The sequence below is a fragment of the Nocardia sp. CNS-044 genome, assembly GCF_059570515.1.
The window spans coordinates 427,349-451,190 of the sequence record NZ_JCANSX010000011.1; the positions used below are offsets into that span (position 1 = coordinate 427,349).

Below are 23,842 nucleotides of genomic sequence, written 5' to 3' on the forward strand. Positions count from 1 at the left end.
CATCGGAAATCTCGGCGTGAGTACGCAATTCGATCTCGATACGAAACCGATGCAGTCAGCGGAGCGCTTCGCCTATCGATGGGAATGCGCCGACGAGCGCGTCGGGGTTATCGTTGAAGTCCTGCTGGAGGCCATGGTGGCCTCGAGGGGACACGACATGCACGGAGCGAATGGCGCCTTTCCGCTTTCGGCGGCGCAGCGCGGAATCTGGTTCGCCCAGCACATCGCGGGCGACGTTCCGATCTCCCTTGCCCAATATGTCGACCTGGCCGGACCGATCGACCTCGATCGGCTGGCGCCGGCAGCGCGTCAGGCCGGACGCGAATTCGGCACCGGCTATCTGCGCCTGATCGAAAACGACGGTTATCCACTCCAGTGTGTCGATACCACCTTGGACGACAGCGCGCGCGTCTTCGACTTTCGGCACGAGCGTGATCCGGAGGGCGCGGCCCAAGCCTGGATGCGCGACGAATACTCGGCGCCGCTCGATCTGCTGAACGATCGGTTGGCCTGTGCCGTCATGCTGCGGATCGCCGACGACCGCTGGTTCTGCTACTGGCGTATGCATCACATCGCGCTCGACGGCATGGGCGTCTCGGCCATGGTGCGGCGCACCGGTGAGCTCTACACGGCGGCGATCGAGGGCAGGCCGCCGCCGCGGGCACAAGCCGAGGACCTCAGAAAGATCGTCGACGCCGATCTGGCGTATCGCAGCTCCGAGCGCTTCGCGGCCGACCGGGAGTACTGGCTTCGGCACCTCGACGGGATGGCCGATCCGGTGAATCTCGCGGGCCGCAGCGCCGACGTCGACGCGCATCCGAGGCGCGTCGAGGGCGTGTTGGCGCCGGAGACCGCGCGGTTGCTGGAGACGGTCGCGAAGGCGGCGTCGTCCGGTGTGGCGCCCACGGTGGTCGCCGCCTTCGGCGCCTATCTCGCCGCGACGACCGGTGCTCCGGAGGTGGTGTTGAGTCTGCCGGTCTCCGCGCGTACGACGGCGGCGATGCGGCGCTCCGGCGGCATGATCGCCAACGTCGTTCCGGTGCGACTGCGGCCGACTCCGACCATGACCATCGGCGAGATGATTCGAGCCGCGCAGAACGAGCTGACCGGTGCGCTGCGGCGGCAGCGCTACCGCCAGGAGGACATCTTCCGCGACCTAGGCTGGCCGATGGACGAGGTCGCGACATTCGGCCCCTCCGTGAACCTGATGATGTTGGACACCAAGGTCCAGCTCGGCCCGGTCACCGGACGAGCGCACGTGCTGACCCCCGGGCTGATCGAAGACCTGTACCTCAACCTGTATCCCGGCGTGGGCGGCGAGAGCACCCACATCGATTTCCAGGGCAACGCCAACCTGTACAGCGACACCGAGTTGGGCGCACACCACCGCCGATTCCTGCGATTCCTGCGGCGGTTTCTCCTCGCCGGACCGGACGCCAAGCTGTCCTCGGTGTCCATCGTCTCCGACGACGAGTTGGCCGAGCTGGCGCCGGCACGTGGACCGGCGAGCGTCGCGCCGCGTACGCTCCCCGAAATACTGTCCGCTGGTGCGCAAATCGACCCCGACGCGATCGCTGTACGCAGTGGCGCCACCGGTCTGACCTACCGTCGGGTGGGCGAATACGCCAATCGGCTCGCGCGTGTGTTGATCGCTGCCGGTGCGGGGCCGGAATCGCCTGTGGCGATCGCGATTCCGCGCTCGATCGATTCCGTGCTCGGGATGCTCGCGGTGGCCGAGACGGGCGCCGCCTTCGTGCCGATCGATCCGTCCTACCCGGTCGACCGGATCGCGCACATGGTCGACGACAGCGGAGTCGTCCTCGGTGTCACCGTGGCGACCGCGCGAACGTTGTTGCCTGACACTGTGAATTGGCTGGTTCTCGACGACGAGGCGACCCGCTGGTGTATCGCAGAGCAGAGCGCGGAAGCGATCGATGACAGCGTGCGCCGTGCCGCGGTACGCCTGGATCAGGTCGCCTACATCATCTACACCTCCGGATCGACCGGATCGCCCAAAGGCGTGCTGGTCACCCACCGGGGTTTGGCGAACATGGTCACGAGTCTGGCACACGACCTCGATGTCGGCGCCGATTCCGTGATGGCGCACGCGGTTTCGTCGAGCTTCGACCTTTCGGTCGAGGAGATCCTGGTGACCTTCGCCGCCGGAGCGACACTCGCCGTTGTCCCACCCTCGGCGTATGCGGGCGAGGAGATGGCGGACAACCTTCGCGCGCAGGGTGTTTCCCATCTGGATGCCACCTCGGCGGTGGTGGGATCCCTCGACCCGGCGACACTGCCCGGCGTGCGTACCGTCGTCGTCGGTGGCGACGCCTGCCCTCCGGAACTTGCGGCCAAGTGGTCCGGCCATACTGTTCGCAACGGGTACGGCCCCACCGAAACGACCGTCACGGCGACCTTGAGCGACGCCTTGGCCCCGGCCGCGCCGGTCACGATCGGTGGCCCTGTTCGCGGCGTCTCCGCGGTCCTGCTCGATCCGTGGTTGCGGCCGGTGGCTCCCGGCGCGATCGGTGAGCTGTACCTCGCGGGTGCGGGTGTGGCGCGCGGCTACCACCGGCGCACGGGCCTCACCGCGGGACGATTCGTCGCGAACCCGTACGCCGACGGCGAACGGATGTACCGCACCGGCGACCTGGCGCGCTGGACCAAGAACTCCGGGCGGTTGGAGCTGGAGTATCAGGGCCGCAACGACTTCCAAGTCAAGGTGCGGGGCTTCCGCGTCGAGCTCGGTGAGATCGACGCAGTCCTGCAGCGCCACCCGGGCATCGACTTCGCGATCACCGTCGGGGCCGAGACCAATTCGGGCGCCACCGTCCTGGTGTCCTACGTACTGCCCGAGCCGGGCGCGGAGGTGACTGCGGAGGAGCTGAAAGCAGCTGCCGCCCAATCGCTTCCGTCGTACATGGTGCCCGCCGCGGTTGTTCTCCTGGACAGCGTACCGCTGACACCGCTCGGCAAGATCGATCGTGCGGCGCTGCCCGAACCAGACTTCGCTTCCCACGCGCTCCTGGACCGACGACCCTCGACTCCGCGCGAGGAGACGCTGGCCGCGTTGTTCGCCGAGGTCCTCGGCCTGGAATCGGTGGGCGTCGAGGACAGCTTCTTCGCGCTCGGCGGCGACAGCATCTCGTCCATTCAGCTGGTCTCCCGGGCGAAAACCGCCGGGATCGCCTTCAGCGCGCGGGATGTGTTCGAACGCAAGACCGTCGCCGGGCTGGCGGCGGTGGCTACCGAGGCGTGCGCCAAGGCGGTGCACGAGCTGCCCGGCGGCGGAGTCGGCGCTGTCGAACTCACGCCGATCGTGCGCGCGATGCTGGACCAGGGCGATACCTGGCGCCGGTTCGGCCAGGCCGTCTTGATCGGTCTGCCCGCCGACGTCGACGGTGCTCGGCTGGTCGCGGCTGTGCGAACGCTCCTCGACCACCACGACCTGCTGCGCTGCTCGTTGCGAAAGACCGATCGCGGAGGGGAATGGAACGTCGCCCCGTCCGGTTCGGTCGCGGCAGACACCGTGGTGGAGGTGGTTCCCGCAGGTTCCGATGTCGACAAGACCTGCGAAGACGAATTGCAGTGCGCCGCAGACCAACTCGATCCGGAGGCGGGGATCGTCGCCCGCTTCGTGCTGATCGAACGCGCGGCCGCCGCTCCGCTGTGCTGGATCGTGCTGCACCACCTCGTGACCGACGCCGTCTCATGGCGGATCCTGCTGACGGATCTGGCGACCGCCGCCGCGGGCGGCGCTCTGGCTCCGGTCGGCACTTCGTTCCGGCGTTGGGCGCGTGGCCAATTCGAGCACGCGGCCGATCGCGATGCCGAACTGCCGGTCTGGCAACGCATCCTCGCCACGCCCGATCCGCCGATCGGCACGGGCACCTTGGATCCGGCCGTCGATGTCGCGGCCACCATGGCGACCTGTCGGATCACCGTCGCCTCCGACGTCGCGAATCCAGCGCTCACCACGGTCCCAGACCGATTCCATTGTGGTGCGGACGATGTGCTTCTGACAGCGCTCGCGATGGCGGTTGGCCGCTGGCGTGGCCGAAGGACATCGCTTCTCACGCTGGAAGGCCATGGTCGCGAGGAGACGATCCTGCCGGGCGCCGATGTCGCGCGGACGGTGGGCTGGTTCACCACGGTCCATCCGGTGGCCATCGATCTGACGGCCATCGACCTCGATGACGCGTTCGACGGCGGACCGGCGGCGGGAGCCGCGATCAAGACCACGAAGCAGCAGCTGCGCGCGGTGCCAGACAAGGGAATCGGTTTCGGCATGCTTCGCTATCCGAACGCCGACAGCGCGCTCGCGGACGCGCCGCTCCCCCAGCTGAGCTTCAACTATCTCGGCCGGGCGCCGACCGGTGGCGAAGCCGAACCGTGGCTGCCGCGACGCTTCGCGGCGACGCGCGACGACCGAGCGCCGTTGGCAGCGGTCGTCGATGTCAACGCCGTGCTGACCGACATCGGCTTGGAAGTCACCTGGGACTACGCTTCGCGGCTGCTCGACGCGGCCGAGGTCGAAGAACTCGCCGACCTCTGGGCGCAAGCACTGCGGGCCCTGGTCGATCACGCCGCTACCGCGGGAGCGGGCGGGCGCGCACCGTGCGACTTCGACCTCGTCACGGTCACCCAGCCGCAGATCGATGCCTGGGAGCAGGACTACCCGAAGCTGACCGACATCTGGCCGCTTTCGCCATTGCAGTCCGGCCTGTTCTTCCACGCGACATACGATCCCGACACCGCCGACGACTACACGGTGCAGTCGATATTCACGCTGGCGGGCACTATCGATGCCGCACGGCTGCGCACCGCCGCGCAGGCGGTGGTGGCCCGGCACGACATCCTGCGCGTCGCTTTCGTGGAGACCGGCGAGGGGCCCCGCCAACTCGTCTCGGCGGACGCCGACATCGGTTGGCGGGAAATCGATTTGAGCGAAGTCGCCGATGCCGACGAACGACAGCGAGAACTCGACCGGCTGATCGCCTTGGACGCCAGTACCCGATTCGACCTGTCCCGCCCACCGCTGGTGCGTTGCACGCTCGTACGCGGCGCCCCCGACCGGTACCGGTTCGTGCTGACCAATCATCACCTCGTGCTGGACGGGTGGTCCACCGCGTTGCTCGTGCGCGAGCTTCTGACGCTGTACGCCACCGCGGGCGACGCATCCGTGCTGCCGCCCGCGCACTCGTACCGCGAGTTTCTCTTGTGGCTGCGCGAGCAGGACCATGCCACGTCGACGGCGGCATGGAAGCGATCCCTCGCGGGCATCGATACGCCGACACGGGCCGTCCCGACCCTCGCCGGGGACAAGGCGATAGAGGCCGGGATGGTCTCCATCGACCTGTTCGGGGACACGGTCGACCGGCTGGAAACGGTCGCACGCGATTCCGGCGCCACGGTGAACACGGCGGTGCAGGCGGGCTGGGCGATGTTGCTGGCCACGCTGACCGGCCGCACCGACGTGGTGTTCGGCGCGACGGTGTCCGGCAGGCCGCCGGAACTGACCGGTGTCGAGGACATGGTCGGGCTGTTCATCAACACGCTGCCGGTACGAGTGCGGCTCGATCCCGCGGAGCGGGTGGACGACCTGCTGACTCGCCTGCAGAGCGAGCAGGCGCGGCTGATGGACCACCAGCACGTCGGGCTCGCCGCGATCCACAAGGCGGTGGGCTTGGCCGAATTGTTCGACACCCTGACGGTTTTCGAGTCCTACCCGATCGACCGGGAAGCTCTGTCGGCAGCACCCGACATCGCGGGCATGCGTGTGCTGGACATCGAGGGCGCCGACGCGACGCCGTATCCGTTGAACCTCATGGTCCTTCCGCTCCGCGGTGGCGCTGGGCACACTACGCTGCGCGTCACCCTGAAATTCGCGGCCGACCAGATCGCGCCGGAGGCGGCGCGGCCGCTGTTGGATCGCTTGGTCCGGCTGCTGACCCAGCTCGCGAACAACCCGCATGCTCTGGTGTCCCGCCTGCAGTGCTGCGACGACGCGGAACGAGCCGAGCTGCTGCCGGTTCGTGGCGCGGAGTCGGCGCAGCCGCGAACTCTGCCCGAGGTACTGCACGCCGGAGCGCGGATCGATCCCGGTGCCATAGCGGTGCGCGCGGGCGAGCGCACGATGTCCTACGGGGAGCTCGACGCCCGGTCCAACCGCCTCGCCCGGGCACTGCTGCGCCGTGGTGTCCGGCGGGAGATGTGCGTCGCGCTGGCCCTCGGGCGATCGCTGGAATCGGTGCTGGCGGTGTGCGCGGTGGCCAAGACCGGCGCGGCCTTCCTGCCGCTGGATCCCCGCAGTCCGATCGCGCGGACAGAGCACATGCTCGCCGACTCCAAGGCGCCGATCGGCCTGACGGTGACCCCGGTTCGCGAGACGTTGCCGAGCACCATCGACTGGATGCTGCTCGACGAGCCCGAGTCGATCCGCGAGCTCGAGCAGATCGCCGACGCGCCGATCACCGACGCCGAGCGCGGCGGGCGCATCGACATCGACCAGGTGGCCTACCTGATCTACACCTCGGGATCGACCGGCACACCGAAGGCTGTGCTGGTCGGCCACGGCGGTATGGCGAATATCGTTGCGGGCCTGCGGGATTACCTGGATCTCGGTCCGTCCGACAGCGTGTTGCAAATAGCCGCACCGAGTTTCGACGGGTCGGTGTTCGATCTGCTCGCCGCGCTGAGCGTGGGCGGCAGGCTCGTGATCTCGCCACCCGATGTCGGCGGTGGCGCCGACCTTGTCGATCTAGTACGCACCGAACGGGTCACGCACATGGCGATCACACCGTCGGCGCTGGCCACCATGGATTCCGCGGGCCTCGATTGCCTGCGGGTGCTCGCTGTCGCGGGCGAGGCCGCGACACCGGAGCTGATCGAGCAGTGGTCGACCGGGCGGCGGATGCTGAACTTGTACGGCCCGACGGAGTTCAGCATCTGGGCGACTGGTCGCGACGAACTCGCACCGGACGAGCCGCTCACCATCGGCGGACCGATCCGTGGCGCCGCGACAGTCGTGCTCGACACCTGGCTGCGCCCGGTGCCGGTCGGCGTCGCCGGTGAACTGTATCTGGCCGGTCCCGCGCTCGCCCGCGGCTATCTCGACCGGTGCGGGATCACCGCGGGACGATTCGTCGCCAACCCCTGGGGCGAGCCGGGTGCTCGGATGTACCGCACCGGTGACATGGTGCGCTGGGTCGTCGGGCGCGACCATGCCTACGAGCTGGAGTACTTGGGCCGCAGCGACTTCCAGGTCGAGATTCACGGCGTGCGGATCGAGCTCGGTGAGATAGACACCGTGCTGTCGCGCGACGAGTTGGTCGATCACGCGGTGACGATCGGCCGGGTCGGACCGACAGGATCGACCGTGCTGGTGTCGTACGTAGTGCCCGTCGAGGGCGTCGAGGTCGAGATCGAGCACCTGCGCGCGGTAGCGGCCGCCGCCCTGTCCGCGTACATGGTCCCTTCGGCTTTCGTCGTGCTGGACGCGCTCCCGCTCACCGCGGTCGGCAAGCTCGACCGGGCGGCCTTGCCCGCGCCGAATTTCGCGGACTGCCGGGCCGAGTACCGAGCACCCTCGACGCCGACCGAACGAACTCTCGTCGACATCTACGCGGAGTTGCTCGGTCTCGCCGAGGTCGGTGTCGACGAGTCCTTCTTCGCCCTCGGTGGCGACAGCATCGCCGCCATTCAGCTCGTGACCAGAGCAAGGCAGCGGGGTGTCCACTGCACGCCGCTGCAGGTGTTCGAGCACCGCACCGTAGCCGCGCTGGCCGCGGCCGCCGACACCGCATCCGCGACGCAGCCACCCGAGGAGCTGTCCGTGGGACCCGCGCTCGACGTCGTCTTGCCGATCCGGCTCGGCGGCGCCGAACCCGCGCTGTTCTGCGTCCACCCGTCGTCCGGAGTGTCTTGGAGCTACCTGGGATTCGCGGACGCACTGGCGCCCGGCAGGCCGATCTATGGACTGCAAGCGCCGGACCTGGGCGGTTCCGAAGCTCCGGCGCGCTCGATCGAGGAGTTGGCCGATCGGTACATCCGCGAGATCCGCGCCGTCCAACCCGAGGGGCCCTACCACCTGCTCGGCTGGTCGTTCGGCGGACTCGTCGCGCATGCGATGGCGGCGAAGCTCGAGAACGCCGGCGCCACGGTCGGCGTCCTCGCGTTGCTCGACGCCGATTGCGCCGACATCGACGCTGACGGCATCGAGCAGCTGTCCGTTGGCGCTTTCGTCCACACCTACGGCCCGATCTTCGGTATCCACGACGTGCCCGCCGATGCGTCGGCTCGGGAGGCCGCCGATCTGATCCGTGTCCGGCTCGGTGGCGCGTCGCCGATCGACGCGGACGTCATCGAGCGGATGGCCCGGACCTACAACGCGGCGGCGCGGATCCGAACGGGTTACCGGCGTCCCGTATTCGACGGTGACATGGTGTATTTCCGCGCCAGGATCGCTACGTCCGACATCTTCGGTCCGGTCGGCTGGAAGCCTTTTGTCACCGGCGAAGTCGTCAACCACGACATCGAAGCGACTCATGAGCAGATGACCGCGCGACACGTGCTGCCGATCATCGCTCGCGTACTCGACGAGCATTTGGCAGGTCGGAGATGATCATCGCGGTGTTCGGATCGGGTCAGGTCTGGTCGCCGGGCGCGCGAAGCAGCCGAGTTTGCAGCGCCAGATAGAGCAGCGCCGCGTCGGCGGGCGCCGCGAAGGCCGCGCCGGTGAGTCGCTCGATTCGCTTGAGACGGTGCAGGACCGTGTTGCGGTGCAGGTGCAGGCGCTCCCCCACCGCCGATGTGGAGCCGCCGAGTTCGTACCAGGCCAGGGCGGTTCGCAGGAGAGCATCGGCGTCGTCGGGGTGGAGTCGATCGAACGCGGCGAGCGCATCCGCGAGGACGTCCGCGGCGAGTCCGGGGTTCGCCGCGATCAACGCGCGCGCCGGGGACGAGGCATAGGTGTGGATTCCGGTGTCCGCCTCGCTCAGGCATCGGAACGCGAGGCGCGCTTGGTCGAGTGCGGTGGGCGTGGCCGCGAGGTCGGTGAACGGCTTGCTCGCACCGGCTCGCGCGCGCACGGCGTGCAGCGCGCGGTCGAGCGTGACCGGCGAGACCGCGGCGGCAAGGGTGACTCGGTCTTCGGCGAGACGGGTGCGGACGGTGGCGACTCCGGTCGCGACGAGGCGAATGTCGCCGACCAGGACGACGTACGTGGCTCGGGCGGGCAGGCGCATCCTTCGGCCCAGGTCCGCACGCTGCGTCGGCGGGAAGCCTGGATCGAGCAGCGCCCGCAGCAACCGTTGATCGGGTTGTTCGGCCCCGGAGACGACTACACGCCGGTAGGCGTCGGCCGCGGCGACGGAATACTCGTCGACGGTGGCCCACATCCGCGTGGACAGCTGAGGTAGCGCGGGACGGTCGTCGTCATCGGCGCGTTCGACGATGATCTCCCAGAACGCCAGGCCCGCGAGACGGAAGGCGTGCAGCAAACTGTCCAGCGGAATGCCTCGCTCGGCCTTGAGGCGTCCAGCGCCTCGGGCGGGTTCGAGCGAATACGGCTCTCCGCCAAGCGCGTCCAGCAACGCCGCGAGGCTTTCGGACACGATGGCGGCCAATTCGTGCTGATCGAGCGCGGCGTCGCCGTAGTCCCCGTCGTCGTTTTCGATTCTGGCGGTGACCATTTCGGAGATCGCGGCCAGATCCGCGCGCAGCTCGCGAAGGAGGCGCGGGTGCTCGGCGGGTATGTCCTGGGTCACTGTCGTGAACCTAGCGCTCGTTGTGCGCGCGCACAACGGAGGTGCCCGAAGTGGAGGCGTGCGCCCGTCGCCACGACGGACGGCTCCCCGCGACACTGAAGTCCCTGATCGGTCACAGCGTCCAGAGTGGCCCTCGCGGAACACCTTTCAGGTCATATCGACGAAAACTACTGCTACAGCGATCGGAGTTGGCCCTCATGACCACTGCCACACACGAATTGTTCGAGCGCTACCACGCGTGCTGGGCGGACCGCGACCCGGACCGAATCATCGAACTCCACACCCCCGACTCGGTGTTCCACTTGCACTCGGGCCAGGAACCCGCCCGAGGCCGCGCGGCCATCCGCCAGGCCGCGGCAGGGACCTTCGCCTTGGTTCCCGACCTGACCTTCCACCTGATCTCGTTGCGCGTCGGAGACGATTTCTGGGTGGTGCAGTGGCAGTTGACCGGGACCTCGGCGACCGGCAATCGCGTGCAGGTCGACCTCGCGGACTACGTCCTGGTCGAGGACGGCGCCGTCAAGGAGAAGCATTCCTACGTCGACGGGGTGGCCATGCAGGCGGCGCTCGGCTGACAGCGCGCTCACACCGCCGAGTTGCTAGTCACGCCAGACAGGTGGGCGCTTCTCCAGGAAGGCCGCCATCCCTTCGCGGGCGCCGGGAACTTGCGCGGCGGCGGCCATGACCTCCAGGGCGAGGGCGTAGGCGTCCGCTTCGGGGCGGTCGAGTTGGCTGTAGAGGGTGCGTTTGCCGAGTGCCTTGCTGGCCCGACTGCCCCGGGTGGCGCGGGCGAGCAACTCGTCCACGGCGGCGTCCAGCTCGGCGTCCGGCACCGCCCGGTTGATCAAGCCCCACTGTTCGGCCGTACGGGCATCTATCGGGTCGCCGGTGAGGGCCAGCTCCATCAGCCGCTTGCGGCCGACGGCGCGGGCCACCGGCACCGCGGGAGTGTGACAGAACCAGCCGCCCTTGCCGCCAGGGAGCGCGAAACCGGCGGATTCGGCGGCGACGGCCAGATCGCAGGAGGCCACCAGCTGGCAGCCCGCGGCCGTGGCCAGTCCGTGTACCCGGGCGATCACCACCTGCGGCACCGACTGAATCGTCGACATGAGTTCGGTGCACAGCGTGAGCAGTTCCCGCACGCCGAGCAGGTCGCGGGCGGCGACGTCGGCGAAATCGTGTCCCGCGGAGAAGACCGGACCGTGCGCTCCGAGCACTATCCCCGTGGCGTCGGTTTCGCCCGCGGCGCGGAACGAGGCGAGCAGTTCGGCCAGATGCTCACCCGACAGCGCATTGCGCCGTTCCGGCCGGTTCATGGTGATGCGCACGGTGTCGCCGTCCCGCGCGACCAGCACATGCCGATACTCCAAGGCGGTCATATCTCCACCGTAGAGCGCCACGGGCAACCGCACGACAACTGCGGGGCGGCACTGTCTTTTGCGTTCTCTCAGCCGCGGTACGGCCCGGGATCATGCGGCCGGGGCTCCGTCGCGGGAGTGGACCACGGTGCGGTTTCGCCGGGCCTCGGTGTGTCGGCTGGGCGGCGCTGCCTGTCCGCTTCGGCAGCGGCTCTGGTATCGACCTCACGTTGCGCGAAGGCGATGTCGCGTGCGCTACGCACCGACAATCGGCCCAGCGAGGTCGCGGCGAAGAAGAGGATCAGCGCACCGAGACCGTAGAAGTAGGTCAGTTGCAGCACGGCACGTTTCCAGTCGGACGTGGCGACCGGGTCACCGACATCCCCGATTCCCAACGGGCCCGCCAGCACCGGCCCGATGACGAACCAGAAGCCCGCCGCCACCCCCAGCCACGCGCCGAAGCTCGCCACCAGACGGTTGCGGCTCACCAACATGAGCAGTCCGCCGATGACCGCGGCGGCGCCGGGCAGTACTTCGAGCCACCCACGCGCCGCGGTCCACACCCACGGCTCGTCCGGAGTGAACGCGAAGTCGAAGGACGGCCCGAGGAACGGGATCAGCGCACCCCAGGCGCCCAGCAGTAGCACCGCGAGCCCGCCGAGGGCTCCCCGGCTACGCGGAATTCGCAGCCGCCGGCCGCGGTCGGCGGGAACAGTGTCATCGACGTCCCTCATGACGCCTCCATTCGTGGGGGTAGGTGCTTACACCGCGCCTACCCCTTGCCCACCGCGGTACGCACGATCACCGCAGGTGGGTCCACAGCCGCTGCGCGACCGGCGGCTATCCGCCGAATCCCACCAGCGCGTCGGCGAGGTCCGGAACCTCGAGCACCTCCAGTGCTTGCTGCCGGACGTCGGGGCAGGTCTGCGTGGTGACCGTGTCGACGATCGTCTTGTCCTGAACGACGTCGTCGGTCAGCTCGTTGCGGGCCGCCCAGTTCTGCACGGTTCCGTTGAAACTGGTCTTGGCGATAGTCGAACCCTGGTCGCGCCAGTTGTCGAGTTCGGGCTGGATCATGTCGCACAACTGCTGGCTGGCTTCGGAGCTGATTTCGGCACCCGTCGTCGGCGATGTCGCAGGGGAGGTGGTCGGCTGTGTCGTGGTGACGGGCAGTGTGGTGATGATCGTGGTGTCGTCTGCGGTGTCGTTGCCGTTGTCATTGCAGCCGGTGAGCATGATGCTCGCGGCCACCGTCCCGGCGACGAGAGCGGAGCGGGTAATTCGACGTCGGTTGGCGATCACGTCATCTCCTTCTGGTCGAGTCGTCGATTCGCGTTCGGAGCCCAGGTGAGCACCGTTCATCGTTGGGCGGGCAAAGCGCTGACCATCTCTGACAACTTGAATTCGCTGTGACACGACTGCGATGTCGTCTACCGGCCCGGGACTCGGCGCGCTCGCGACATGTGGATTGTGGATTCGCAGCCGAGCCGTTCGACCTGATACGGGGCAGTCCATCGAAATTGTGCCGGGCAATCGAGCGGCTCGTGGCGCATTCCGGAGATTCAGCGCCTCGGCGATGCCCCGGCAACGGTGGTGTGGACGCCGGATCGCTGCGCGCACCGATCGTCGAAAACCCGCCACGACCGCGGCAGCGGAGTACCTTTTACTCAGGTGAGCCGGGAAGTCTGGTCGGCGTGTCGTATCCGCCGACCTCGAAAGGGCTTCCATGTCCACAGCGGCGTTGCCCGCACGCGTCGATACGCGCGCGGCCATTTCGATCGAGCATCTGTCCAAGCGCTTCGGCCGCACCATCGCGGTCGATGATCTGACCCTGACCGTCGGGCCAGGTGAGGTGTTCGGCTTCCTCGGACCCAACGGAGCGGGCAAGTCGACCACTATCCGGCTGATTCTCGGCCTCATCCGACCCACCGCGGGCACCGTACGAGTGTTCGGTGCGGAGGCCGGTGATGTGCGGCGCGCGCACCGCCACCTCGCCTACGTGCCCGCCGATGTGGCGTTGTGGCCGTCTCTGACCGGTGCCGAGGCGCTCGAGCTACTCGCCCGCGTCGGCCCTGGCATCGACCTGTCCTACCGCGCCGAGCTGATCGACCGCCTCGACCTCGATGTCGACAAGCCCGGCAAGGCCTACTCCACCGGCAACAGGCAGAAGGTCGCTCTGGTCGCCGCTTTCGCCTCCCGAGCTTCGCTGCTCGTTCTCGACGAGCCGACGAGCGGGCTGGACCCGCTGATGGAGCGCGAGTTCCGTCGGTGTGTCGCCGAAGCACGCGAGCGCGGGCAGACGGTTTTCCTGAGTTCGCACCAGCTCGGCGAGGTCGAGGCGCTGTGCGACAGGGTCGCGATCCTGCGCGCCGGGCGACTGGTGGAGATCGCGACACTGGCCGAGCTGCGCCGACTGCACCGCACCATCGTCGAGGTCGCCTACCAGGGCGCGGCGCCGGCGCTGGACCAGGTGGACGGTGTCGAGGCCGTCGAGGTGCTCGATGATGGCCGCATGCGGTTCACCCTGTCCGGGCCGCCCGCGCCCGCGCTGCGCACGCTCGCCGCAGCGCAAGTGACGGCGCTGTCGTCTCGGGAGCCCACCCTCGAGGAGATCTTCCTCGACTACTACGGGCAGGCGCGGCGATGACCGCCACGACGGTCCGGCCACAGCCGGTGCGGCTTTCCGCGCCCGGTCGGGCGGCGGCCCGGCTCACCCGCCGTCAGGCGCGGCGCGCAGCGGCGATCGTGGCGCTCACAGCCACCGGCCTGTCGGCTCTCGTCGCGGCTCAGTACCGCACGACCTTCGCCGACAGCATCGACGCCGGCGCGCTGCGCGCACTGGCCGAAAACCCCGCTGTGCGAATCTTGTTCGGAGCCCCGCTCGCCCTCGACGATCCCGGCGGGTTCACCGTCTGGCGCACCGGTACCCCGGTGCTGGTGCTGTGCGGTATGTGGGCCCTGTTGGCCGCCACACGCCTGACTCGCGGCGAGGAGGACGCCGGGCACTGGGACCTGCTGCTCGGCGGCAGGCTACGCCCGATGGACCTGGTCGTGCGCTGCGCAAGCACATTGTGTCTGGCCGCCGCGGTGATCGCGACGGGAGTCGGAGCCGGTCTGGTCGTGACCGGTACGGACCCCACCGGAGCGCTGCTGCACGCACTGTGCGTATTCGGATCGACGGTGACCTTCGCCGGCGTCGGGCTGCTGGCCGCGCAACTGCTGCCGACGCGGGCGGCGGCTTCAGGGCTCGCCTCGGCAGTCCTCGGGGCGAGCCTGCTGCTGCGGATGCTCGCCGACGGTGTCCCCGCGCTCGCGTGGACCGCCTGGCTCACCCCCTTCGGGCTCGCCGCCCGCGTTGCCCCGTACGCCCACAACCGAATCGAACCGCTGTATGTCCTGGCGGTACTCGCCATCGCGCCCGCTACGGCGGCGATCGTCGCCGCCCGGTGGCGCGATCTCGGCGGCGCCCTGGTCACCCTGTCCGACACCAGGCCCGCCCGCACCCGACTGCTCGGCTCGGTGCTCAGCTTCGCCGTTCGGCGCGCCCTCGCACCCACCACAGGTTGGGGCGTGGGGATCGCCGCCTATTTCCTGCTCATCGGCGCATTGATCTCCTCGATCCTCGAATTCTTCGCCGAGAACCCGCGTTTCGCCGAACTCGCCGCGACGGCCGGGTTCGGTGGCCTCGATTCGGCCACCGGGTTCGCCGCCGCGATGTTCGCCCTGCTCTCCATCCCGGCCGGGCTCTACGCCGCCACCCGCATCACCACCATGGCTGCCGACGAGAAGGCGCGCCGCTGGACCGCCCTACACGCCCTTCCGCTGCCCCGCTACCGGTCGGCGGGAACCGAAATCATCGTCACCGCAGGCGGTCTCGCAGTACTGTTGCTCACCGCGGCGGTCGCGATGTGGGTCGGTGCGGTACTGACCGGTGCGCCGCTGAGCCTGCCCGAGGCCATCGCAGGCGCCGCGAACGCCGCCCCGGTCGCTGTGCTCGCGCTCGGCGCCGCGGCACTGGCACTGGGCTGGTTCCCCGAGGCCGTCGGTCCGATCGGCGCCGTGCCCGTCGTCGGCGGGTTCCTCCTCGACGTCGTCGCCCAGAGCATCGGTGCGCCCGGCTGGGTCCGCGAAATCTCCCCCTTCGCGCACCTCGCCGCCGTACCGGACACCGCACCCGACTGGACAGCGAGCCTCACCCTCGCCGCCATCTCGGTCGTGGCCGTGACGATCGGACTGTACGGCTACACCCGCCGCGACCTGAGAGGTTGAACTCCTCTGTCACCGCTTGCCGCCATTCGTGACGGGCGGCGAAAGGAGCCTTCCGCCCCGAGCCGTGGGTGCCGGTCTCGACGTCATTCGATCCGGGTTTCGTGCACGGGCGGTGACTGCGGTAGCGGAGATCGCGTGGTGATAACAATCGTTGGTGACCCGGTGCAAAGCTGCTAAATTTGCGAAGATTCGCCGTCGCATGCCGTTTCTACAACCTAAGCGTTAGGGAGAGGCAGGACGATGAAGGCGTTCGTCATGAAGCAGATCGGGTCGGTGGGGTTCGCCGAGAAACCCGTCCCCGAGCCCGGCCCATTCGACGCGGTCGTGCGGACGACCACAGCCCTCATTTGCACCTCCGACTCGCATACCGTCCAGGGTGGTATCGGTCCACGGGAGAACCTGACCTTGGGTCACGAGGCCGTGGGAGTCGTGCACGCAGTCGGCAGCGAGGTGCGGCGCATCCGCGCCAACGACCGCGTCCTGTCAGGTGCGATCACCCCGGATTGGGGTGATGCGGCCGCGCAGAACGGGTTTCCGTCGCAATCGGGTGGACCGCTCGGCGGTTTCAAGTTCGCCAACTCCAAAGATGGCGTTTTCGCCGAGTACTTTCACGTCAACGATGCCGATGCGAACCTCGCCGTCATCCCGGACGGTATTCCGGACGAATGGGCGGTGTATTGCGCCGACATGCTGTCGACCGGATTCATGGGCGCCGAGAAGGGCAACATTCCGATCGGCGGCACCGTGGCAGTCTTGGCTCAGGGTCCGGTGGGCCTGATGGCAACGGCGGGAGCGAAATTGCGGGGTGCCGGTCTGGTCATCGGTGTGGAGTCGGTACCGGCACGTCAAGCGTTGGCACGCCGATACGGCGCCGGTGAGATCATCGACTTCACGAGCGAGGATGTTGTCGAGCGCGTCCTCGAACTGACCGGCGGCGAGGGCGTCGACACCGCGATCGAAGCGCTCGGCGCGGATACCACGTTTCAGACAGCGGTGAAGATCACCAAGCCGGGCGGAACGATATCCAACGTCGGATATTTCGGCGACGGAGAATTCGTCCGAATCCCCCGGGTGGAGTGGGGGGTCGGCATGGCGGACAAGACGATCGCGACCGGACTGTGTCCGGGCGGGCGGCTCCGTATGGAGCGTCTGCTGCGCATCCTGGAGTCTCGCCAGGTCGATCCGACGCCGATGACGACACACGAGTTCGCTTTCGACGACATGGAGCAGGCGTTCGAGGTTTCGGACAAGAAGCTCGACGATGTCGTGAAGGTGCTGATTCGTTTCGGCTGAGGACCGCCGCCACTTCGCTTGCCTTCTTCCGGGAAAGAGCCGAGATGCACGATCCCGATCCACCATTCAGACCGATTCGTCATCGAGACGGCTATCTCCCGCTCGAGGACTACGGACTGATCGGAGACGGCGCGACCGCCGCCCTCGCCGGTGTGGACGGCACGATCCCCTGGCTGTGCATTCCCCGGTTCGACGCCGAACCGCTGTTCTGCGGACTGCTCGATCACGCACGTGGCGGCTCGTTCACCGTCGCACCGGCGAACTTGCTCGAAGGCCGACAGCGGTATCAACCCGACACCGGCGTACTGGAAACCGAGATGCGCTGTGCGACCGGGGTCGTCCGGTTGACCGATGCGATGGTGCTGCGCTCCGGCGCCGACCTGCGCGACGACGCTCCGGCCAACCGCGCCGAACTCGTGCGCTCCGCGGTGGTCATCGACGGACACGTCCGTTTGAACGTGGACGTCTCACCCCGCGGCGGTGGCGAGGTAAGACCGGTGTTCAGCGGTCTCGAGATCCGCGCGAAGTCACAACCGGGCCTACGGCTGCATCTGCGCGGCAACCTGCCGCTGACCGGCCTGCACGGCAGCTACGACCTGGAACAGGGAGAACGGCTGGACCTGGTGTTGTCCTGGGGACGATTCCACCGCCACCACCGTCTCGACGCCTCGTCGATGCTGCACGACACCGCAAGCGCCTGGCGATACTGGTTGACGGGGTGCAGCTACGACGGCCCGCGCGAACCTCTGGTCCGGCGTGCCGCGATCACCCTCAAACTGTGCGACCACTGGGTCAACGGGTCCGTCGTCGCCGCACCCACCTCCTCGCTCCCCGCACCGATCGGTGGCATCCGCAACTGGGACTACCGTTATGTGTGGATTCGCGACGCGTCCTATGCCGTGTATGCCTTGCGCCGCATCGGTTTCGACGGCGAGGCCGACGCGTTCCTCGGATGGGTTCTCGACGCGTTCGAACGCAGCAACGGGCCGCGCATCATGTACGACATCGACGGCGACCCCGTGCCCGACGAGACCGAGGCCGCGGATCTGGAAGGCTACCGGCGCTCGGCTCCCGTCCGCTGGGGCAACGGCGCAGCCGACCAACGCCAGCACGACGTCTACGGCGAGATTCTCGACTGCGCCGACCAGTGGCTGCGCTCCGGCGGGGAGATACAGCAAGTCCTGTGGGCCAGCCTGGCGCGACTGGCGGATGCGGCCGGTCGTTCATGGGAGGAACCGGATCAAGGCATCTGGGAAGTGCGCAGCCCAGGCCGCGCGTTCACCTACAGCGCCGCACTGTGCGAGGTCGCGCTGGACCGAGCCGCCTCGATCGGCGAACGCTTCTTTCTGCCCGGGCCCGTCGGCACGTGGCGCGCCACCGCCGCTCAGATCCGCGAATCCATCCTGAAACGCTCGTGGGACGATCGCGCGCAAACGCTCAGCGCACATCTCGACGGAGGCGGCGCCCTCGATGCCAGCCTGCTGGCGCTGCCACTACGGCATGTCGTCCCCGCCGATCATCCCCGCATGGTGGCGACAACCGCGGCCGTGGCCGATCGCCTCGGCGCCGGAAACGGATTGCTGTATCGATACCGGCACGACGAAGCACCCGACGGCCTGCCGGGCGACGAGGGCGCCTTCGTCTTGTGCAGCTTCTGGCTGGTCGACAACCTGACCATGCAAGGCCGTATCGAGGAAGCCGAGCAGCTCTACGACTCACTGTGCGACCGCGCCAGCACACTGGGTCTGTTCTCCGAACAGATCGACCCAACGACCGGTGCGTTCATGGGCAACTTCCCTCAGGCGTTCAGCCACATCGGCGTCATCGCCAGTGGCGTGAATCTCGCACGCGCGAAGGCGGACCGACGATGATCCAACGACTTGTCATCTTCGGCGGCACAGGCGATCTGACCGGACGCTATCTCCTGCCGGGACTGGCCGCACTGCACGAGACCGGAAAGCTCGACACGAGTTGCCAACTCGTCTGCGTCGATCTGAAAGATTGGGACGACAAGCAATTCCGGGCATGGGCTGCCGACCAACTCGACCAGCACGCCGCGAAGACGGCAGGCGATGCCAGACGAGCGGTCACAGCCGCCGCGCGATACCGGCGAGCCGACATCCAGAACCCGCTCGAGGTGGCCGAAGCGATCGCCGGTGACGGTCCGGTGGCTGTCTACCTGGCGCTGGCTCCCGGACTGTTCCCCACGGCGATTCGGACGTTGCACGACACGAACCTGCCCGACGGCAGCCGGATCGTGCTCGAGAAGCCGTTCGGCGTCGACCTCGCCAGTGCCGAGACACTGAACCAGCTGCTGTCGGACCTGGTGCCGGAACAGGCTGTGTTCCGGGTGGACCACTTCCTCGCCATGACGACCGTGCAGAACCTGCTCGGCAGCAGGCTGGCCAATCGCGTGCTCGAATCCCTGTGGAACAGCGCCCATATCGCCAAAGTCGAGATCACCTGGGATGAGACGCTCACCGTCGAGGGCAGGGCCGGGTACTACGACAACGTCGGGGCGCTCGAGGACATGGTGCAGAACCATCTCCTGCAATTGCTGTGCCTGGTGGCCATGGAACCACCGATCACGCTGTCCGAGCGTGATCTGCGCGACCGCAAGGTCGACGTGCTGCGGTCGATACGTCCCCTCACCGACGACGACATACCGCACCGCACGCGGCGAGCCCGCTACAGCGCAGGCACGATCGGCGATCGCAGCGTCCCCTCCTACACCGACGAGCCCGGCGTCGACCCGCGACGGGGCACCGAGACTTTCGCCGAAATCGAACTGGCACTCGACAATTGGCGATGGTCGGGAACGACCTTCGTACTGCGCACCGGCAAAGCTCTCGGCGCGGACCGCAAGGAAGTCGCGGTCCACTTTCGTCCCGTACCCCACGTGCCCTTCGGTCACGATGAATCGACATCGCCGAACATCCTGCGTTTCACGCTCGACCCCGAAAGCCTCACCCTCGCTCTCACGGTCGTGGGAGCCACCGTGGGCACCCTGGTCCCGCTCACCATGACGGCGCCGATTCAACCACCGGAACTTCCCGCCTACGGACGGCTCCTGTTGGACGTCCTGACCGGAAACCCGGTCCTGTCCATCCGCGGTGACGAAGCCGAACAGGCATGGCGGGTGGTCACTCCGATCATTTCCGCCTGGTCGCGCGACCTCGTGCCACTCGACCACTACCCCGCGGGTTCGATCGTCCCGAGTGGGGTCGGCAATGGCCGATGACCACATCAGAAGGCGGAAAGCTCTTGTCAGAGAATCACTCTCTCGTCCAGCGATGACAGCGTTGGGTCGACTGGGCGGCGGGGAGGCCGGGTCTCAGCGGTCCCTTCCGCTGGAGTCGTCGCAGCAGTCGCAGGCGTGCTCGCTCGTCCCCGCGGTGCCGAGCAGTGCGGTCGGTGTGGCGCAACAGGTGTCGCCCTTCCAGGCGTTGCGGCCTTCCTTCACCGCGATCGCGGCGATGACGAGCGCGGCGATCGGGTCGGCCCAGGACCAGCCGAAGAGGCTGTTGAGCAGCAGTCCGATCAGCAGGACCGCCGAGAGGTATGTGCACAGCAGGGTTTGCTTGGAATCGGCTACCGCGGAGGCGGATCCGAGTTCGCGCCCGGCCCGGCGCTGCGCCCACGACAGCACCGGCATGACGACCAGGCTGACCGCGGCCAGGGTGATCCCGATCGGCGAGTGCCGCGCGTCGCCGATACCGAGCAGGCCGCGGACCGACTCGACGGTGACGTAGGCGGCGAGGGCGAAGAAGGAGAACGCGATGATCCGCAGCGCGAGCTTCTCTCGTCTCTCCGGGTCTCGGCCGGCGAACTGCCAGGCCACCGCCGCGGCCGAGGACACTTCGATCACCGAATCGAGGCCGAACCCGATCAGTGCGGTCGAGGACACCCGCGCGCCCTCGGTGAGCGCGATGACCGCCTCGATGACGTTGTAGGAAATGGTCGCGGCGACGAACCACCGGATCCGCCGCGCCAGCACCGCCTTGCGATCCGGGCTCGGACCGACCGAGACCTCGAACGAGGGCATCCCGAGGGAGGCCATCAGCAGCAACCTTCGGTGACGGCGTCCGGGCAGCAGGCCGGGTCGACGGCCAGCACCAGGCCGAGCAGGTCGTCGAGGGCGGCCGCGATGCGGGTGTCGGCCAGTTCGTAGCGGCTGCGGCGGCCTTCGGGGACCGCGACCACCAGCCCGCACCCGCGCAGGCACGCGAGATGGTTGGACAGGATCTGGCGGGTGACACCGATCCGCTCGGCCAGCTCCGACGGATATCCCGGCTCGAGGCGCAGGTTCAGCAGGATCTGGGTGCGGGTCGGATCCGACAGCGCATGCCCGAACCGGGCGAGAGCGTCGGTGTGCAGCGCCGGCAGAGTCTCCATAGCGCAACAGTACATCAGAATCTGTATTCAGAAAATATTGGATCGTGATTCGGGGTTGCATCCTGTACCGGGGTCCAGGCTTACCGTCGGAACATGACGATTTCTCCTGGAAGCGAGGGCTGGGTGCCGGACGCATGCACCCTTCCCACCGCGGAACAGCCGATCCGGATCGCCGAATTCGACCGTTTCTTCGCCGAATCCGTGCACACCGCCCGCCGACCGAGCCCGGCCCGGCTCGAACTAGTGCTGGATCCGGCCGCCGAACCGGCCGCCCGTGATCTGGCGGCGCGGGAGTCGAGTTGCTGCTCGTTCTTCACCTTCGACTTCGACACCACCGAAGCCGGTCTCGTGATGGGCGTCGGCGTTCCCGACACCTACCTCGACGTGCTCGACGCCTTCGCCGCCCGCGCGGTCACCGCGATCGGCGGAGCGCGGTGACCGCGTTGCGCACCAGCGAACTCGCCGCCGCGGCCGGGGTGAACACCGAGACGCTGCGCTACTACGAACGCCGCGGCCTGCTCGCCGAGCCCGAGCGCACCCTCGGCGGGCACCGCCTGTATCCGGAGCAGTCCGTCACGGTGCTGCGAGTGATCAAGGCGGCCCAGCGGCTCGGCTTCACGCTCGACGAGGTCGCGGTCCTGCTCGACGCGACCCAGTTCGGGCGCGGCCGAGCCGATGCCGGGCTACAGGCCCGGGCCGCGGCGAAGCTGGCCGAGGTCGACGCCAAGCTCGCCGAACTCACCGCCGTGCGCGACACCCTGCGCGCGGCGCTGGCCGCCGGATGCGACGATCTGCTCGCGTGCAGCGAATCACCGTGCTGCCCGGTGCCTTTCGATACGAAAGTCGGTCATCGCACGACCCGCGTGGGAGGCCGCTGTGGTTGCTGAGACAACGAAGCGTCGTCGCTGGTGGGCACCGATCGGCGCGGGCGCCCTGCTGTGCCTGGGCTGCTGCGTGGTCCCGCTGCTCATCGCGGCCGGTGTCGTCGGCAGCGGCACATTGTTGGTCAGCCTGTCGTGGCTGCAACCGCTCGGCTTCGCGCTCATCGGTATGGGTGTCGCCGGATTGCTCTGGTCGCGGCTGCGCAGCCGCCGCACCGGCTGCGGCAGAACAGGCGATGCGAGATCAGGCTGCGGCTGCACCACGACCACGGCCGCCTGAATTCGGGCATTTAGGCTCTGCCCATGACCGTGCTGCGCTCGATACTGCTGTTCGCCCTGGCCGCCGTCGCCGAGATCGGCGGCGCATGGCTGGTCTGGCAAGGCGTACGCGAGCACCGCGGATGGGCCTGGATCGGCGCGGGCGTCATCGCCTTGGGCGTCTACGGCTTCGTCGCCACCCTGCAACCCGACGCCAACTTCGGGCGCATCCTCGCCGCGTACGGCGGGGTGTTCGTCGCAGGATCCCTGCTGTGGGGCATGGCGCTGGACGGGTTCCGCCCCGACCGCTGGGACGTGATCGGCGCCGCCATCTGCCTGATCGGAGTCGCCGTCATCATGTACGCGCCTCGCGTCGTCTGACCCCACTTCTTCCCGAAACCCAGCTCTTGCCGCGATGACGCCAGCCCCTCCTCCTCGGCCACCGCTCGTGTCGACGCCGCGCGGATCGTGGTGTGGGGTCGCACCTCTACGTCAACCAGATGAGCACGAGCACTACCGCGATGACCAGCAAGATCGTGATGGCGAGGTGGGGTGCGGGCACCCTCCGCGTGGTCGGCGCGTCGGAGGGTGAGACGTCGTCTCGACCGTGGTCGGCAGGCATCGATTGATCATCGAATCGTTCGGACATGCCCCTGCGATACCCGGGCGCCGGAGCGAAAAACTCGCTGAGTGCTCCCCCATCCCGCCGCTTATGCCGTTGCACTTGGCGGCGGCCTCCCCCGGCGGTGCCGTGGTTGGCCTTCAGACGCACGGCTCGGTTGGCCGATGCCGTCACGCTGGCGATCTTCTGCCTTGCGCAGCAGACGCAGCGGAAGCGGTCGCTCAGCGTGCGGCCCGGCCTCTGCGAACGGAGGTCAGTGCCGAGCTGTGGCTCGCAGGACGAGTTCGGCCACGTCCGCCGGACGCGAGACCGCGACGGCATGTGAGGCGGTGACCTCGACCGTGATCGCGTTCGCCCGTTCGGCCATGTTCCGCTGCGCCTCGATCGGGATGTTCTTGTCCTCGGTTGTGAGCAACGCGTAGCTCGGCAGTTCGCGCCACGCGGTGGCCGACGCGCCTTCCTGCAGAGCGGCGAGCGCGACGGGGCGCTGGGTGATGCCCATCAGTTCGCCGGTGGCGGCGGGCGTGTCGGCGGCGAACTGGGTGTGGAAGGCATCCTGGCGGATGTAGAGCTCGGTGCCGGTCGAGCCGTCGGGCAGTGGGTAGGTAGCCGAGCGGGTGGTCGGACCGAGAGTGGAGCCGGGGAACTTGTCGGTGAGTTCCAGGGCGCTCTCGCCGATGTCGGGGATGAAGGCCGCGATGTAGACCAGGGCGGTGACGTTCGGTTTGCCCGCGGCGGCCACGGTGATGACGCTGCCTCCGTAGGAATGGCCTACCACAACACAGTCGCCTTCGATCGAGTCGAGGACGGAGGCGATGTACGCCGCGTCGCTGTCGAGGCCACGCAAGGGGTTTGCGGCCGCGATCACCGATGTGCCTGCGGCGCGCAGTCTTTCGGCGACTCCGTTCCAGCTCGACGAGTCGGCGAAGGCGCCGTGGACGAGAACGATGGTCGGTGTGGGCAAGGCGAGTCCTCTCTGATGCGACGTGTTGCTGTGCC

At 68.2% G+C, this 23,842-nt stretch carries 19 protein-coding genes; 12 read left to right on the forward strand and 7 right to left on the reverse strand.

Going from position 1 to position 23,842, the window contains the following annotated elements; all coding sequences use genetic code 11:
• Nucleotides 1-133: 133 nt before the first annotated feature.
• Nucleotides 134-8,623: an amino acid adenylation domain-containing protein gene (locus T333_RS30190; protein WP_496426642.1), complete on the forward strand. Its 8,490-nt coding sequence runs from the start codon at nt 134-136 to the stop codon at nt 8,621-8,623.
• 22 nt (nt 8,624-8,645) lie between these two features.
• Here T333_RS30190 and T333_RS30195 read toward each other — a convergent pair whose 3' ends face one another.
• Nucleotides 8,646-9,767 (reverse strand): RsbRD N-terminal domain-containing protein, encoded by a 1,122-nt coding sequence (locus tag T333_RS30195; protein ID WP_496426610.1) that lies wholly within the window; start codon nt 9,765-9,767, stop codon nt 8,646-8,648.
• A 197-nt stretch (nt 9,768-9,964) separates the two neighbouring features.
• On the opposite strand from T333_RS30195, the gene T333_RS30200 reads away from it, so the two are divergent.
• The gene (locus T333_RS30200) at nt 9,965-10,342 is read left to right on the forward strand and encodes a nuclear transport factor 2 family protein (protein ID WP_357247552.1); all 378 of its coding nucleotides are present in this window, start codon (nt 9,965-9,967) and stop codon (nt 10,340-10,342) included.
• Nucleotides 10,343-10,366: 24 nt separating this feature from the next.
• On the opposite strand, the gene T333_RS30205 is transcribed toward T333_RS30200, so the two are convergent.
• The 3 genes from T333_RS30205 to T333_RS30215 all read right to left on the reverse strand — a co-directional run bounded on the left by T333_RS30205 (nt 10,367) and on the right by T333_RS30215 (nt 12,427).
• A complete protein-coding gene (locus T333_RS30205) occupies nt 10,367-11,146 on the reverse strand; it encodes an enoyl-CoA hydratase-related protein (RefSeq protein ID WP_496426611.1) in 780 nt (259 codons plus the stop codon).
• Nucleotides 11,147-11,214: 68 nt separating this feature from the next.
• Nucleotides 11,215-11,859, reverse strand: coding sequence for a hypothetical protein (locus tag T333_RS30210; protein ID WP_357247547.1), 645 nt, complete (start codon nt 11,857-11,859; stop codon nt 11,215-11,217).
• Nucleotides 11,860-11,965: 106 nt separating this feature from the next.
• Nucleotides 11,966-12,427: a hypothetical protein gene (locus tag T333_RS30215; protein WP_355001444.1), complete on the reverse strand. Its 462-nt coding sequence runs from the start codon at nt 12,425-12,427 to the stop codon at nt 11,966-11,968.
• Between the two features lie 424 nt (nt 12,428-12,851).
• Between T333_RS30215 and T333_RS30220 the strand changes: the two genes are divergently transcribed.
• From T333_RS30220 to T333_RS30240, 5 genes are all read left to right on the forward strand, one after another.
• Complete coding sequence (locus tag T333_RS30220) at nt 12,852-13,772, forward strand: ABC transporter ATP-binding protein (RefSeq protein WP_496426612.1); 921 nt, start codon at nt 12,852-12,854, stop codon at nt 13,770-13,772.
• Entirely contained in the window at nt 13,769-15,394 is a 1,626-nt protein-coding gene (locus tag T333_RS30225; protein WP_496426613.1) for an ABC transporter permease, read from the forward strand. The genes T333_RS30220 and T333_RS30225 overlap by 4 nt, the downstream gene beginning before the upstream one ends.
• Nucleotides 15,395-15,649: 255 nt before the next feature.
• Complete coding sequence (locus T333_RS30230) at nt 15,650-16,687, forward strand: NAD(P)-dependent alcohol dehydrogenase (protein WP_355001447.1); 1,038 nt, start codon at nt 15,650-15,652, stop codon at nt 16,685-16,687.
• 44 nt (nt 16,688-16,731) lie between these two features.
• Complete coding sequence (locus T333_RS30235; protein WP_496426614.1) at nt 16,732-18,558, forward strand: glycoside hydrolase family 15 protein; 1,827 nt, start codon at nt 16,732-16,734, stop codon at nt 18,556-18,558.
• Nucleotides 18,555-19,928, forward strand: a complete 1,374-nt coding sequence (locus T333_RS30240) for a glucose-6-phosphate dehydrogenase (protein WP_355001449.1) — start codon at nt 18,555-18,557, stop codon at nt 19,926-19,928. The genes T333_RS30235 and T333_RS30240 overlap by 4 nt, the downstream gene beginning before the upstream one ends.
• A 93-nt stretch (nt 19,929-20,021) precedes the next feature.
• On the opposite strand, the gene T333_RS30245 is transcribed toward T333_RS30240, so the two are convergent.
• Both T333_RS30245 and T333_RS30250 read right to left on the reverse strand, forming a co-directional pair.
• On the reverse strand, nt 20,022-20,750 hold the full coding sequence (locus T333_RS30245; RefSeq protein WP_496426643.1) for a cation efflux transmembrane domain-containing protein: 729 nt from the start codon (nt 20,748-20,750) through the stop codon (nt 20,022-20,024).
• Nucleotides 20,747-21,082 (reverse strand): ArsR/SmtB family transcription factor, encoded by a 336-nt coding sequence (locus tag T333_RS30250; RefSeq protein WP_355001451.1) that lies wholly within the window; start codon nt 21,080-21,082, stop codon nt 20,747-20,749. The genes T333_RS30245 and T333_RS30250 overlap by 4 nt, the downstream gene beginning before the upstream one ends.
• 93 nt (nt 21,083-21,175) lie before the next feature.
• Here T333_RS30250 and T333_RS30255 point away from each other — a divergent pair, with 93 nt between their 5' ends.
• From T333_RS30255 to T333_RS30275, 5 genes are all read left to right on the forward strand, one after another.
• Nucleotides 21,176-21,520 carry a hypothetical protein gene (locus T333_RS30255; RefSeq protein ID WP_355001452.1) on the forward strand — a complete coding sequence of 115 codons (345 nt, stop codon included), beginning with the start codon at nt 21,176-21,178 and terminating at the stop codon, nt 21,518-21,520.
• Nucleotides 21,517-21,969, forward strand: coding sequence for a MerR family transcriptional regulator (locus tag T333_RS30260; protein WP_496426615.1), 453 nt, complete (start codon nt 21,517-21,519; stop codon nt 21,967-21,969). Before T333_RS30255 ends, T333_RS30260 begins: the two co-directional genes overlap by 4 nt.
• On the forward strand, nt 21,959-22,243 hold the full coding sequence (locus T333_RS30265) for a hypothetical protein (protein ID WP_357247521.1): 285 nt from the start codon (nt 21,959-21,961) through the stop codon (nt 22,241-22,243). The genes T333_RS30260 and T333_RS30265 overlap by 11 nt, the downstream gene beginning before the upstream one ends.
• A gap of 23 nt (nt 22,244-22,266) precedes the next feature.
• Entirely contained in the window at nt 22,267-22,602 is a 336-nt protein-coding gene (locus T333_RS30270; protein WP_355001455.1) for a YnfA family protein, read from the forward strand.
• Between the two features lie 119 nt (nt 22,603-22,721).
• Nucleotides 22,722-22,850 (forward strand): hypothetical protein, encoded by a 129-nt coding sequence (locus T333_RS30275; protein ID WP_496426616.1) that lies wholly within the window; start codon nt 22,722-22,724, stop codon nt 22,848-22,850.
• A gap of 246 nt (nt 22,851-23,096) precedes the next feature.
• Here the strand turns inward: T333_RS30275 and T333_RS30280 are convergent, their stop codons facing one another.
• Nucleotides 23,097-23,807 carry an alpha/beta fold hydrolase gene (locus T333_RS30280; protein ID WP_496426617.1) on the reverse strand — a complete coding sequence of 237 codons (711 nt, stop codon included), beginning with the start codon at nt 23,805-23,807 and terminating at the stop codon, nt 23,097-23,099.
• Between the last annotated feature and the right edge of the window lie 35 nt (nt 23,808-23,842).

Coding starts and splice junctions, on each gene's coding strand:
- T333_RS30270 (WP_355001455.1), top strand. CDS start 22,267: ATGACCGTGCTGCGCTCGATACTGCTGTTCGCCCTGGCCGCCGTCGCC.
- T333_RS30255 (WP_355001452.1), top strand. CDS start 21,176: ATGACGATTTCTCCTGGAAGCGAGGGCTGGGTGCCGGACGCATGCACC.
- T333_RS30220 (WP_496426612.1), top strand. CDS start 12,852: ATGTCCACAGCGGCGTTGCCCGCACGCGTCGATACGCGCGCGGCCATT.
- T333_RS30205 (WP_496426611.1), bottom strand. CDS start 11,146: ATGACCGCCTTGGAGTATCGGCATGTGCTGGTCGCGCGGGACGGCGAC.
- T333_RS30200 (WP_357247552.1), top strand. CDS start 9,965: ATGACCACTGCCACACACGAATTGTTCGAGCGCTACCACGCGTGCTGG.
- T333_RS30250 (WP_355001451.1), bottom strand. CDS start 21,082: ATGGAGACTCTGCCGGCGCTGCACACCGACGCTCTCGCCCGGTTCGGG.
- T333_RS30240 (WP_355001449.1), top strand. CDS start 18,555: ATGATCCAACGACTTGTCATCTTCGGCGGCACAGGCGATCTGACCGGA.
- T333_RS30210 (WP_357247547.1), bottom strand. CDS start 11,859: ATGAGGGACGTCGATGACACTGTTCCCGCCGACCGCGGCCGGCGGCTG.
- T333_RS30275 (WP_496426616.1), top strand. CDS start 22,722: ATGAGCACGAGCACTACCGCGATGACCAGCAAGATCGTGATGGCGAGG.
- T333_RS30190 (WP_496426642.1), top strand. CDS start 134: ATGGTGGCCTCGAGGGGACACGACATGCACGGAGCGAATGGCGCCTTT.
- T333_RS30225 (WP_496426613.1), top strand. CDS start 13,769: ATGACCGCCACGACGGTCCGGCCACAGCCGGTGCGGCTTTCCGCGCCC.
- T333_RS30235 (WP_496426614.1), top strand. CDS start 16,732: ATGCACGATCCCGATCCACCATTCAGACCGATTCGTCATCGAGACGGC.
- T333_RS30230 (WP_355001447.1), top strand. CDS start 15,650: ATGAAGCAGATCGGGTCGGTGGGGTTCGCCGAGAAACCCGTCCCCGAG.